Source organism: Acinetobacter sp. FDAARGOS_494, assembly GCF_003812225.1.
GTDB lineage: Bacteria > Pseudomonadota > Gammaproteobacteria > Pseudomonadales > Moraxellaceae > Acinetobacter > Acinetobacter baumannii.
This window is the reverse complement of record NZ_CP033866.1, coordinates 2366488-2380491: the sequence shown is the minus strand read 5'-3', so window position 1 is coordinate 2380491 and position 14004 is coordinate 2366488. Positions and strand designations below refer to the sequence as shown.

Annotated in this window: 8 protein-coding genes, 2 tRNA genes and 3 rRNA genes; 1 reads left to right on the top strand and 12 read right to left on the bottom strand. The window is 42.4% G+C overall.

Features of this window, described 5'->3' with window-relative positions; genetic code table 11:
• Window position 1: 1 nt before the first annotated feature.
• The 12 genes from hisC to EG365_RS11445 all read right to left on the bottom strand — a co-directional run bounded on the left by hisC (window position 2) and on the right by EG365_RS11445 (window position 12430).
• Entirely contained in the window at window positions 2-1087 is a 1086-nt protein-coding gene (hisC, locus tag EG365_RS11500) for a histidinol-phosphate transaminase (protein ID WP_000218892.1), read from the bottom strand.
• Between the two features lie 69 nt (window positions 1088-1156).
• On the bottom strand, window positions 1157-2446 hold the full coding sequence (gene hisD / locus EG365_RS11495; RefSeq protein ID WP_001253721.1) for a histidinol dehydrogenase: 1290 nt from the start codon (window positions 2444-2446) through the stop codon (window positions 1157-1159).
• A gap of 105 nt (window positions 2447-2551) precedes the next feature.
• Window positions 2552-3235 carry an ATP phosphoribosyltransferase gene (gene hisG, locus EG365_RS11490; protein WP_001000724.1) on the bottom strand — a complete coding sequence of 228 codons (684 nt, stop codon included), beginning with the start codon at window positions 3233-3235 and terminating at the stop codon, window positions 2552-2554.
• Window positions 3235-4491 carry a UDP-N-acetylglucosamine 1-carboxyvinyltransferase gene (gene murA / locus EG365_RS11485; RefSeq protein WP_000357156.1) on the bottom strand — a complete coding sequence of 419 codons (1257 nt, stop codon included), beginning with the start codon at window positions 4489-4491 and terminating at the stop codon, window positions 3235-3237. The genes hisG and murA overlap by 1 nt, the downstream gene beginning before the upstream one ends.
• A gap of 6 nt (window positions 4492-4497) precedes the next feature.
• The gene (gene ibaG / locus EG365_RS11480; protein WP_001083680.1) at window positions 4498-4749 is read right to left on the bottom strand and encodes a BolA family iron metabolism protein IbaG; all 252 of its coding nucleotides are present in this window, start codon (window positions 4747-4749) and stop codon (window positions 4498-4500) included.
• A 139-nt stretch (window positions 4750-4888) separates the two neighbouring features.
• Window positions 4889-5227 (bottom strand): ribosome hibernation-promoting factor, HPF/YfiA family, encoded by a 339-nt coding sequence (gene hpf, locus EG365_RS11475; protein ID WP_001167461.1) that lies wholly within the window; start codon window positions 5225-5227, stop codon window positions 4889-4891.
• A 168-nt stretch (window positions 5228-5395) separates the two neighbouring features.
• Window positions 5396-6844, bottom strand: coding sequence for an RNA polymerase factor sigma-54 (locus EG365_RS11470; protein WP_000778202.1), 1449 nt, complete (start codon window positions 6842-6844; stop codon window positions 5396-5398).
• A gap of 249 nt (window positions 6845-7093) precedes the next feature.
• Window positions 7094-7208, bottom strand: a 5S ribosomal RNA gene (gene rrf / locus EG365_RS11465).
• A 185-nt stretch (window positions 7209-7393) separates the two neighbouring features.
• Window positions 7394-10286: ribosomal RNA gene (locus tag EG365_RS11460) — 23S ribosomal RNA — on the bottom strand.
• A 340-nt stretch (window positions 10287-10626) separates the two neighbouring features.
• A tRNA-Ala gene (locus EG365_RS11455) sits at window positions 10627-10702 on the bottom strand.
• 55 nt (window positions 10703-10757) lie between these two features.
• Window positions 10758-10834 (bottom strand) — tRNA-Ile (locus EG365_RS11450).
• Between the two features lie 59 nt (window positions 10835-10893).
• A 16S ribosomal RNA gene (locus EG365_RS11445) occupies window positions 10894-12430 on the bottom strand.
• The 16S, 23S and 5S rRNA genes sit together here with 2 tRNA genes alongside, the layout of an rRNA operon.
• A 571-nt stretch (window positions 12431-13001) precedes the next feature.
• On the opposite strand from EG365_RS11445, the gene EG365_RS11440 reads away from it, so the two are divergent.
• Window positions 13002-13901, top strand: coding sequence for a VacJ family lipoprotein (locus EG365_RS11440; protein ID WP_001109856.1), 900 nt, complete (start codon window positions 13002-13004; stop codon window positions 13899-13901).
• Window positions 13902-14004: the final 103 nt, after the last annotated feature.

Here is a 14004-nt window from a genome sequence, read left to right as displayed (position 1 = left end):
ATTAAAGAATATCTTGCTTCAAAGTTTGAACTAAACGCGCGTTTTGCTCATTAGTTCCAACCGTGATACGTAAAAACTGATTAATGCGAGGCTTATTGAAGTAACGAACAATAATGCCCTGCTCACGTAATTTTTGTGCAAGTTGCCCAGCATCATGCTGTGAATGCGTAGCAAAAATAAAATTCGCTTTCGATGGCAAAACGTTAAAACCAAGTTCAGTTAAATCACGAACAAGTTTCTCTCGACTTGTTATAACTTTTTGGCACTGCTCTTCAAAATAAGCCTGGTCTTCAAAAGAAGCTACCGCTGCTGCAATAGCAAAGCGATCAATTGGATATGAATTAAAACTATTTTTTACAGCCTCAAGTGCTGCAATCAAGTGCGACTGAGCAATCGCAAATCCGACTCGTAGGCCTGCTAAAGAACGAGACTTTGAAGTCGTTTGGCATACCACAAGATTTTCATAGCGGTTTATCAAACTTACAGCTGACTCCGCACCAAAATCAACATACGCTTCATCAATCACAACCACGCGGTCCGGATTTGCCTGTAATACTTGTTCGATTTCTGCCAAGCTGAGCGCAATACTTGTTGGTGCATTTGGGTTGGTAATAATAACCCCACCATTTGGCTGGGTATAATCTCGCACATCAATTTCGAAATTCTCATTGAGAGGAATTTCTTTTGTTTTTGTGCCAAAAAATTGGCTATAAACTGGATAGAAACTATAAGTGATGTCCGGATACAGGATTGGTCCATCTTGAAGAAAAAATGCTTTAAAGATATGAGCCAATACCTCATCAGAACCGTTACCTACAAAAACTTGAGATACATCAATATTCTGTTGTTTCGCAATTGCTTGCTTTAACACTGTCGCATCCGGATCTGGATATAGACGCAGCACATCGGCTTGTTCATGTAACACCTCTTGAACTGCTTCTACTACTTTTGGTGATGGTGGATACGGGTTTTCATTGGTATTTAACTTTAATAGATTCTGGATTTTAGGTTGTTCACCTGGCACATACGGCTCTAATTCACGAACCTCAGGACTCCAAAAACGCATTTGTGCTGTAGATACAGTCATAGTCTTATCTCAAAAAAGGGCTGAAAGTCAGCCCTGAATAATCATGAAAAACACTGATAGGCTTAAAACTTATTGATAACGATAACGCGCCGAGCGTGCATGGGCATCGAGATTTTCTTGAACAGCAAGTACATCAGCTGTTTTAGCCAAAGTCTTAACGCCATCTTTTGAACACATGATCAAACTAGAGCGCTTTTGAAAATCATATACACCAAGTGGCGAAGAGAAACGAGCTGTGCCTGATGTCGGTAATACGTGGTTTGGGCCAGCACAATAATCACCAATTGCTTCAGGTGTATAGCGACCCATAAAAATTGCCCCTGCATGACGAATATCTTGGCTCATCGCTTCAGCATCATCAAGACATAGTTCCAAATGCTCTGGTGCAACCTGATTAATTAAATCAACTGCTTCAGCACGGTCTTTTACCAAAACTAATGCACCACGATTTTTAATCGATGTACGCGCAATCTCGGCTTTAGGCAATTCATTTAAATGTTTCTCAATTGCAGACTCTACTGCTTCTAATAATGCTTCATCTGGAGTAATGAAAATAGCTTGAGCTACTGTGTCATGTTCAGCTTGAGATAATACATCCATCGCTAACCATTCAGCATTATTCACACCTTCTGCATAAACTAATATTTCAGAAGGTCCAGCAATCATGTCAATACCCACCTGACCAAATACAGCACGTTTAGCAGCTGCCACAAATCGGTTTCCAGGACCCGTAATTTTATCAACACGTGGAACAGTTTGAGTACCATAAGCTAAAGCAGCAACAGCTTGTGCCCCACCAATGGTAAATACTCGGCTAACACCTGCTAGATAGGCGGCAGCTAAAACGAGTGGATTTAGTTCACCATTTGGGGCTGGCACAACCATAATAATTTCAGGTACACCAGCCACATGTGCTGGTACCGCATTCATAAGTACAGATGAAGGATAAGATGCAAGTCCGCCTGGTACATAAATACCAACACGGTCAAGTGGAGTCACTTTTTGTCCTAGGGTATTACCCAAATCATCCACATAAGTCCAGCTATCTTGTTTTTGAGCTTCATGAAAAGTACGAATACGATCAGCTGCAAGTTTCAGGGCTTCACGAATCTCTTGATTTAAACCATCAAAAGCAGCTTTAAGTTGTTGTTGAGACAATTCTAGATCGGAAAATTGATGCGCTGGATGTCGATCGAACTGTTGAGTAAGTTTTAAAACATGATCATCACCATGCTGACGAACATCAGCAATAATTTGATCTACTGTTTGAACTAAATTAGGATCATTAACGGTTTCAAAAGCTAAAAGCTCGGCAAAAACCTGTTTGAAGTTCTGATCTTGAGTCGATAAACGTCGCATCAATTTACCCACAAGGCGAAAAAGAAAAACCAAGTTTACTCTTTTTCTAAGCTCTTGTGGGCATCATATCTACAACTATCGCAAAAGCATGATAGGAAATTACTTTTAACGTGATTGAACAGCTTGTTCAAGTTGGGAAATGATTGGGTTCAATAAAACCTGTTTACGCTTAAAGCTCGCTTTATTGACAATAAGACGTGAAGATACTTTGCAAATTTCTTCTAATGGCTCAAGACCATTTGCTCGTAAAGTATTTCCAGTATCCACTACGTCAACAATATAATCGCCCAAACCAACTAATGGTGCTAACTCCATAGAACCATAAAGTTTAATAACATCCACCTGCTCGCCTAAGCTCGCATAATATTGACGTGTAAGATTGACATACTTAGTGGCAATTTTTAAACGACCTTTTGGGCGTTCCATTCCTACTTTACCAGCAGTCATTAATTTACATTTCGCAATCTGCAGGTCCAATAACTCATAGACATGCTGAGCGCCATGTTCCATAAGTACGTCTTTACCTGCTACACCTAAGTCAGCTGCACCATTCTCAACATAAGTTGGCACATCAGACGCACGTAAAATTAAAATACGAACCTGCTTATGTGTGGTTGGAAAAATCAACTTACGCGATTTTTCCGGGTCTTCAAGCAAGTTAATACCGGCTGTAGCAAGTAAAGGTAATGTTTCTTTTAAAATACGTCCTTTACTCAGTGCCAAGGTTAAACCATGATCAAAATTACCCATTACGTTAAAATTAGGATCATCGTTTCTTACGTCATTCATTAACTTACTCGCTTAATTTTGGCACCTAAACCTTGAAGTTTTTCTTCGACATGCTCATAACCACGGTCAATATGGTAGATACGGTCAATTAATGTATCACCTTCAGCAACCAAAGCCGCTAAAACCAAAGAGAATGAGGCACGTAAATCTGTTGCCATTACAGGTGCTGCTTGTAATTTTTCAACACCCGTCACAACAGCATCATGGCCTTCGACCTGAATATTAGCACCCATACGTGACAATTCAGGAACATGCATGAAACGATTTTCAAAAATGGTCTCGGAAATCGTTGCAAACCCACGGCCAATTGCATTTACAGCCATAATTTGTGCTTGCATGTCAGTCGGAAATTCTGGGTGAGGTAGTGTTCTAAAACTTACTGCTTTAGGACGCTTACCCAACATATCCAATTCAATCCAGTCATCGCCACGGGTAACTTCAGCACCCATTTCTTCAAACTTATCTAAAACAGCCTCAAGCAATGAAGGATCTGTATGGGTGGTTTTTACACGTCCACCAGTAATCGCAGCAGCAGCTAAGTAAGAACCTGTTTCGATGCGGTCTGCAACAACTGCATATTCACAGCCATGTAGACTTTCTACACCAGTAACAACCAATGTATCCGTATCTAAACCTTCAATTTTTGCGCCCATTTTAATAAGCATTTGCGCAAGATCAGTAATTTCAGGTTCACGTGCAGCATTACGAATTGTGGTTACACCGTCTGCCAAAGCAGCTGCCATTAAAATATTTTCGGTACCACCAACAGTAACCATATCAAAAACCACTTCGCCGCCTTTCAGACGACCATCAACAGTGGCATGTACATAACCATTTTCAACTTCGATATGTGCACCCAATGCTTCTAGGGCTTTTAAGTGTTGATCTACTGGACGAGAGCCAATAGCACATCCACCAGGTAATGAAACCTTGGCATTTCCGTAACGCGCTAATAATGGCCCTAATACCAAAATAGATGCACGCATTGTTTTGACAAGCTCATAAGGAGCAAACTGGTTATCTAAAGTAGAAGTATCCGCCTTAACCGTGTCATTTTCATAACTAATTGTAACACCCAGTCCACCGATTAATTTTACCAAAGTATTTACATCTTTAAGATTTGGAACATTGGTTAATGTAATTGGAGAGTCAGCAAGAATCATTGCCGCAAGTAACGGTAAAGCCGCATTTTTAGCACCAGAAATGCGTACTTCCCCTTCGAGCTTAACACCGCCCGTGATTAAAAATTTATCCATTAATATTTAAGCTCCGAAAAGGCTTGCTTTGCGCCATTCATCTTTGGTCATCGCACGAATTGTTACGGCATGAACTTCGCCACTTGCAATATAAGTATTTAATGGTGCATAAACTGCTTGTTGGCGGGCAACAGTACGCTTACCTTCAAATTGATCATCCACAATACGGAGGTCAAATTTTCCAGCCTGTCCGCTCACCACTACTTCCGCCTCAGGAAAAGCTTCTTTTAAAATTTGAGTGAGCTGTTCACTATTCATTGCAAAGACCTCTGACACAACCTACGGTGTAAAACGAAGTATTTTACTATAACTTTTTCAAAGAATTCAGTACGTGTTTATATTTTATCAATAAAAAAAGAGGCTATATTTCAAGCCTCTCTCAATTATTAAAAACTTATTAAATAGAAACAGCAACTTGAGAATACGTACATTGCATTTTCCGATATTTTAACAATTGTTTTTTTAATTTTTCAGTCAGTTTTTTTATTGAAGTATACATATCATCCGCTGTTGCTTGAGCAAACAGCTCAATTCCAGGTAATCGAACTATCGCTTCAGCCACATGATTAGAGCTACCTTTATGTGAGCGCTTATCAATCTGATGATCTTTCGTTAATTTAATCTGCATACTATTCACCTGATCAAGATGTTTCGTTAACTGATTAAATTTTGCTTTAATATTTTCTTCTATAGCTGGTGTAATTGCTAAATGATGTCCACGAATCGTTATTTGCATAATTCTATCCCTCACCTTTTTGGGTTATATAAAGAAGAACTAAAACGATTTAATGCAATCTAAAAAGATGATTTGGGACAATTAAACCATTTTAGCTACTCCTCTTGGTGAAAATGAAATTTCATTATTTCGTCATAATGAATGAGTAGAATAGCCATACTTCAAAATTTAGATCAAGACTTTTCTCTCGGATGACGATGGAATATGTAACGATTCTCTATATTTTGCTACAGTCCTTCTAGCTACTTCTATTCCCTCCTCTTTCAATAAAGCAGCAATTGCATTATCAGACAAAGGTTTACGCGGATTTTCATTAGAAACTAACTTTTTAATCATCGCCCGAATTGCGGTAGAAGAAGCCTCACCTCCTGTGGTTGTCCCCACATGACTAGAAAAGAAGTATTTCAACTCAAAAAGTCCACGTGGAGTAAGCATATACTTATTTGTTGTAACGCGAGAAACGGTCGACTCATGTAATTCTACTTCTTCTGCAACATCCCTTAGTACTAAAGGTTTCATTGCTTCGGGACCTATTTCAAGAAATGCTTTTTGATGCTCAACAATACAAGTCGCAACTTTTAATAATGTTTTGTGCCGTTCATCAATACTTTTTATAAAATTTTTAGCCTCAAGCATTTGATTACGTAGGTATAAATTATCATCACTTTGATCTGCCCTACGAATCATACTCGAATAAAAAGAATTGATTCTTAATTTTGGCATCACATCAGGGTTTAACTGAACTTGCCAATGCAAGTCCTTCTTGGCAACGACTACGTCAGGAATTTGATACTCTGATTCTTGCTTTTCAAAATCCATGCCTGGATAAGGCTTTAATGTTTTTAATAAATCAACTGCAAATTTTAATTGTTCTTTGGAAAGCCCTGTTTGCTTCAATAATTTATTAAGATCATTCGCAATCAGTAATTCGTAATATTGAAGTAGACTTCTGGCTTCTTTCAAATATTCAGTTTCTCGAGGCAAGAACTCCAACTGAACTTTTAAACATTCAGCTAAATTACGAGCTCCGATACCAATTGGATCAAGACGTTGAATATGTTTTAAGACTACTAAAACTTCATCCTCTTCCACTTCCTCGTCTATATCCATCTCACTTAATAAATGCTGTACTGCCAAAATAATCTCTTCTAATTCAGCATCCAGAAAACCTTTATCATCTAAAGCATCAACTATGCAATAAGCAATCAACTGATCTATTTTTGAAAAATGTAGTAAGTTCACTTGCTCCAAAATATGTTCTTTAAGCGTCAGGTGAACTTGGCGATTATCTTCACGCTCTTCGAACTCAGGAGTACCCAAAGCAGTGGATTGATGTGTATAAATGTCATCCCATTCAGTATCAACAGGCAAGTCATCAGGTAAGTGATCAGCATTCAACTCTGTTGTAAGGTCATCTGTTTCTTTGTGTTCTAAAGTAGATAAACTTTCTGCTAGTGATTCATCTTCTACTTTTTCAAGTAATGGATTACTATCTAATTGAATTTGGATTTCTTGCTCTAATTCTAGGCTAGAAAGTTGTAGTAAACGGATTGCCTGCTGCAATTGAGGCGTTAACGATAATGAATTCGCAACTTTCAATCCAACAGATAATTTCATATATTTCTCTTTCCAAAAAACAAGCAAAAATCATGCCTATTAATTATTTATAGCATAGAGTTCTGATTTATCCTATACATTGACTCATCAATTCATGAGAAAAATAGAAATTTATTTATTAAAAACGATAGGATTTTTATTCTGTCTTATTCTTTAGTATCGATGATTCTTTGAAATAACTCTTTTCTGATTGCTTTCTTGATATAAAAAAACACCCCCAACCACTGGTTGGGGGTGTTTAGAATAATGAGCTGGCGATGACTTACTCTCACATGGGTAATCCCACACTACCATCAGCGCTAAGAGGTTTCACTTCTGAGTTCGGGAAGGGATCAGGTGGTTCACTCTTGCTATGGTCGCCAGCACAACTGTTTATGGATACTTGCTTAGGTCTTATTTAATGCCGAAGCGTTTTCCAAATCTGTAACAGACTGGGCTGAATTGAATCTTACTTTATCTGTTCATTTTAGCTAGAGGTATAACTAAATCAAGTTGTCTTGCATACTTAAGAATCGATTGATGCTTCATATACAACTGCTTGGGTGTTGTATAGTCAAGCCTCACGAGCAATTAGTATTGGTCAGCTTCACATATCACTATGCTTCCACATCCAACCTATCAACGTCCTAGTCTCGAACGGCTCTTTAGAGGACATAAAGTCCTAGGGAAATCTTATCTTGAGGTAGGCTTCCCGCTTAGATGCTTTCAGCGGTTATCCCTTCCGAACATAGCTACCCGGCGATGCGACTGGCGTCACAACCGGTACACCAGAGGTTCGTCCACTCTGGTCCTCTCGTACTAGGAGCAGATCCTCTCAAATTTCCAGCGCCCACGGTAGATAGGGACCGAACTGTCTCACGACGTTCTAAACCCAGCTCGCGTACCTCTTTAAATGGCGAACAGCCATACCCTTGGGACCTGCTTCAGCCCCAGGATGAGATGAGCCGACATCGAGGTGCCAAACACCGCCGTCGATATGAACTCTTGGGCGGTATCAGCCTGTTATCCCCAGAGTACCTTTTATCCGTTGAGCGATGGCCCTTCCATACAGAACCACCGGATCACTAAGACCTACTTTCGTACCTGCTCGACTTGTGGGTCTCGCAGTTAAGCGCGCTTTTGCCTTTATACTCTACGCGTGATTTCCGACCACGCTGAGCGCACCTTCGTACTCCTCCGTTACTCTTTAGGAGGAGACCGCCCCAGTCAAACTACCCACCAGACACGGTCCTCGTCCCGGATCACGGGACAGAGTTAGAACCTCAACATTACCAGGGTGGTATTTCAAGGACGGCTCCACTGGAACTAGCGTTCCAGCTTCAAAGCCTCCCACCTATCCTACACAAGTAAGGTCAAAGTTCAGTGTCAAGCTGCAGTAAAGGTTCACGGGGTCTTTCCGTCTAGCCGCGGGTACACTGCATCTTCACAGCGATTTCGATTTCACTGAGCCTCTGCTGGAGACAGCGCCGCCATCATTATGCCATTCGTGCAGGTCGGAACTTACCCGACAAGGAATTTCGCTACCTTAGGACCGTTATAGTTACGGCCGCCGTTTACTGGGGCTTCGATCAAGAGCTTCGCTTACGCTAACCCCATCAATTAACCTTCCAGCACCGGGCAGGCATCACACCCTATACGTCCACTTTCGTGTTTGCAGAGTGCTATGTTTTTAATAAACAGTTGCAGCGGCCTGGTTTCTGCGGCTGTCGTCAGCTCAGGAAGCGAGTTCCATCACCAACAACAGCGTACCTTCTCCCGAAGTTACGGTACCATTTTGCCTAGTTCCTTCAGCAGAGTTCTCTCAAGCGCCTTGGTCTACTCGACCTGACCACCTGTGTCGGTTTCGGGTACGATTCCTGTGTAACTGAAGCTTAGAGACTTTTCCTGGAAGCATGGCATCAACCACTTCGCTGTACAAGTACAGCTTGCTATCAGATCTCAGCATAGAGTACCCCGGATTTGCCTAAGATACATGCCTACATCCTTTCACCTGGACAACCAACGCCAGGCTGATTTAGCCTTCTCCGTCCTCTCATCGCATTACACAGAAGTAATGGAATATTAACCATTTTCCCATCGACTACGCCTTTCGGCCTCGCCTTAGGGGTCGACTCACCCAGCCCCGATTAACGTTGGACTGGAACCCTTGGTCTTTCGGCGAACGGGTTTTTCACCCGTTTTGTCGTTACTCACGTCAGCATTCGCACTTCTGATACCTCCAGCATGCTTCTCAACACACCTTCATCGGCTTACAGAACGCTCCCCTACCACGTATACAAAGTATACATCCGCAGCTTCGGCACATAGTTTTAGCCCCGTTACATCTTCCGCGCAGGCCGACTCGACTAGTGAGCTATTACGCTTTCTTTAAAGGGTGGCTGCTTCTAAGCCAACCTCCTAGCTGTCTATGCCTTCCCACATCGTTTCCCACTTAACTATGATTTTGGGGCCTTAGCTGGCGGTCTGGATTGTTTTCCTCTTGACTACGGACGTTAGCACCCGCAGTCTGTCTCCCGGATAGTACTCATAGGTATTCGGAGTTTGCATCGGTTTGGTAAGTCGGGATGACCCCCTAGCCGAAACAGTGCTCTACCCCCTATGGTATTCGTCCGAGGCGCTACCTAAATAGCTTTCGGGGAGAACCAGCTATCACCAGGCTTGATTAGCCTTTCACCCCTATCCACAAGTCATCCCCTGGCTTTTCAACGACAGTGGGTTCGGTCCTCCAGTTAGTGTTACCCAACCTTCAACCTGCTCATGGATAGATCGCCTGGTTTCGGGTCTATACCCAGCAACTAAACGCCCTATTAAGACTCGATTTCTCTACGGCTCCCCTATACGGTTAACCTCGCTACTGAATATAAGTCGCTGACCCATTATACAAAAGGTACGCAGTCACACCACGAAGGTGCTCCCACTGCTTGTATGCATGCGGTTTCAGGATCTATTTCACTCCCCTCACAGGGGTTCTTTTCGCCTTTCCCTCACGGTACTGGTTCACTATCGGTCAGTCAGGAGTATTTAGCCTTGGAGGATGGTCCCCCCATATTCAGACAAGGTTTCACGTGCCTCGCCCTACTCGTCATCATTATGTGTGCCCTTTCGTGTACGGGAATATCACCCTCTACGTTCGCACTTCCCAGAGCGTTCCACTAAAACACACATAACTTAATGGGCTGATCCCCGTTCGCTCGCCGCTACTGAGGGAATCTCAATTGATTTCTTTTCCTAAGGGTACTGAGATGTTTCACTTCCCCTCGTTCGCCTTGCAACACTATGTATTCATGTTGCAATACCTACCTTAAAGTAGGTGGGTTCCCCCATTCAGACATCTCCGGATCAAAGGATATTTGCCGCCTCCCCGGAGCTTTTCGCAGGCTATCACGTCTTTCATCGCCTCTGACTGCCAAGGCATCCACCACATGCACTTAATTACTTGACTATACAACCCCAAACAGTCGATGTTACCTACAAGTTAGTAACTTCAACATTTCAGTTTAGAGCACTGTGCACTTAAGCACCGTACAGCTTCAATCTAAATTCACATACCAAAACGCTTGATTCAGTTAATTTGCTAGTTCTCAATTCATCTAGATTAATTGCTTAACCTAAACTCTTGAGTGAACAATTTATTTCAGACTCAATTTTGCCAATCTGTTAATGAGTTAATGTGTCTTCGTCAGATCACACTAATTACCGTGATAATGAAATCACAGAAGTTAATAAACCAAGATCTCAATCTTTATTTACTAATTTCTGTAATCCGAACTTATCTTAAGTTCTGGTGGAGACTAGGAGAGTCGAACTCCTGACCTCCTGCGTGCAAAGCAGGCGCTCTACCAACTAAGCTAAGTCCCCAGCTTACATCATCAATCATGTATCTTTTATCTATAACTTCAACCAGTCAAAGTCATGGTGGGTCTGACAAGACTTGAACTTGTGACCCCACGCTTATCAAGCGTGTGCTCTAACCAACTGAGCTACAGACCCTCAGATACATCTATGAAGAACAACTTGTTGTGGATTCTTACCAATCGTCAATCTTTCGTTAAGGAGGTGATCCAGCCGCAGGTTCCCCTACGGCTACCTTGTTACGACTTCACCCCAGTCATCGGCCACACCGTGGTAACCGCCCTCTTTGCAGTTAGGCTAGCTACTTCTGGTGCAACAAACTCCCATGGTGTGACGGGCGGTGTGTACAAGGCCCGGGAACGTATTCACCGCGGCATTCTGATCCGCGATTACTAGCGATTCCGACTTCATGGAGTCGAGTTGCAGACTCCAATCCGGACTACGATCGGCTTTTTGAGATTAGCATCACATCGCTGTGTAGCAACCCTTTGTACCGACCATTGTAGCACGTGTGTAGCCCTGGCCGTAAGGGCCATGATGACTTGACGTCGTCCCCGCCTTCCTCCAGTTTGTCACTGGCAGTATCCTTAAAGTTCCCATCCGAAATGCTGGCAAGTAAGGAAAAGGGTTGCGCTCGTTGCGGGACTTAACCCAACATCTCACGACACGAGCTGACGACAGCCATGCAGCACCTGTATCTAGATTCCCGAAGGCACCAATCCATCTCTGGAAAGTTTCTAGTATGTCAAGGCCAGGTAAGGTTCTTCGCGTTGCATCGAATTAAACCACATGCTCCACCGCTTGTGCGGGCCCCCGTCAATTCATTTGAGTTTTAGTCTTGCGACCGTACTCCCCAGGCGGTCTACTTATCGCGTTAGCTGCGCCACTAAAGCCTCAAAGGCCCCAACGGCTAGTAGACATCGTTTACGGCATGGACTACCAGGGTATCTAATCCTGTTTGCTCCCCATGCTTTCGTACCTCAGCGTCAGTATTAGGCCAGATGGCTGCCTTCGCCATCGGTATTCCTCCAGATCTCTACGCATTTCACCGCTACACCTGGAATTCTACCATCCTCTCCCATACTCTAGCTCACCAGTATCGAATGCAATTCCCAAGTTAAGCTCGGGGATTTCACATCCGACTTAATAAGCCGCCTACGCACGCTTTACGCCCAGTAAATCCGATTAACGCTCGCACCCTCTGTATTACCGCGGCTGCTGGCACAGAGTTAGCCGGTGCTTATTCTGCGAGTAACGTCCACTATCTCTAGGTATTAACTAAAGTAGCCTCCTCCTCGCTTAAAGTGCTTTACAACCATAAGGCCTTCTTCACACACGCGGCATGGCTGGATCAGGGTTCCCCCCATTGTCCAATATTCCCCACTGCTGCCTCCCGTAGGAGTCTGGGCCGTGTCTCAGTCCCAGTGTGGCGGATCATCCTCTCAGACCCGCTACAGATCGTCGCCTTGGTAGGCCTTTACCCCACCAACTAGCTAATCCGACTTAGGCTCATCTATTAGCGCAAGGTCCGAAGATCCCCTGCTTTCTCCCGTAGGACGTATGCGGTATTAGCATCCCTTTCGAGATGTTGTCCCCCACTAATAGGCAGATTCCTAAGCATTACTCACCCGTCCGCCGCTAGGTCCAGTAGCAAGCTACCTTCCCCCGCTCGACTTGCATGTGTTAAGCCTGCCGCCAGCGTTCAATCTGAGCCATGATCAAACTCTTCAGTTAAAATCATTTTGCACCTTATTTATAGACAAGGTGCCAATTCTGGCTCATCAATTACTGACTTAAATTTCGCTCAAATAAACTTCGAGTAATTTAAACCAATCAATCAATGAAAATTATTTCGATTAATCAATCAGTAAAAATCCACACAAGTTGTTCTTCAATTCTCTTAATGATCTTCTTACTGGTTCGTCACCAGCAAGCTAGGTCGGCTATATTACTCTTAATCTCTTAAAAGTCAACAGGTAATTTCGATATTTTTAAAACTTATTCTCTAAACCATCTCATCATCAAATTCATCACTTAAAGCAATCAACCTAATCACAAGTAACTGTTTTTCAACAAGTTTCTATCTGCATCACCGCCGATGGATGTGCATTATAGACCATCTCTCTCCCTTTGCAACCCCTTTTTATAGCATTTCACACCAAGCGTACATTTTTTAGGCTTTTTGGCTATATTTCTATATAATTTGATCAATTTTACATTGATAATAGCTTATCGCTTCTGTATTAAAATATATCTCTACCCAACTGCATATTGAATATAGCCTGGCTAGCGGTTAAGGAATTATATGAATTATTCTAATTTACTTTTGTCGAGCTTATTAACTGTAGGTCTTTACACCTCAGCCCATGCTCAAGAAAATCTTACTGAAGAATCTGCCGCTAGTTCGGAAGATGTTACTTCAACCCAGACTCAGCATAGCCGACCTCACTTACAAATTATTAAAGATTTGAAAGGTATAAAAGTTAAAGATTTAAAGATCAACGCAAATGCTGCTCAACCGGATACAGTGAAAGATCCATTACAGTCACTGAACCGTCCAATTTATTCTTTTAACGATATGTTAGACCGCCATGTTTTGCGTCCCGTTGCTGTTGAATATAGAGAAAAGACGCCAGAAGATGTACGTGGTTCTTACCGACAATTTCGTAAAAACCTTGGCGAACCATGGAATGCTGTTAACCAGCTAATTCAAGGACGTCCTGGCCGCGCCGCAAAAACTTTAGGTCGTTTTACTATTAATACGTTAACAACTTTAGGTTTAGCCGATCCAGCGAGCCGCTTAGGCTTACCTCCTGAAGAAGAAAGTTTTGGTGTAACTCTCGGTTACTATGGTGTTCCTTCTGGACCATTTCTTATGCTGCCTTTCTTTGGGCCAAGCACTTTACGTGATGGCGTTGGCTTGGCTGTAGATGCTCAGGCCCGTCCACAAAAATACATTATGGATGATCAAGATGGCCTGTATTGGTCGACTAATCTATTACAAGCCGTTGATACACGCGCTCAATATCTAGATTTAGACCAAACTATACAAGGCGATCAATATGCAATGATTCGTGATTTATATCTCCAACGTAAAGCGTTCCAGATTGCCGAGAAAAAAGGTGATTCGGCAGATGTGTCTTTTATTGATGATGACGAATCCGAAGATGTACCAGAAGATAACACTGATAAAACCGAAAAATAATTAAAGGACAAATCAAGGTATTGCATTTTTCTTATAATAAGGCAATACCTTGATTTTGGTCATACATCCTCTATGATGGATAAAGTGATCTTGAAAAAGGACT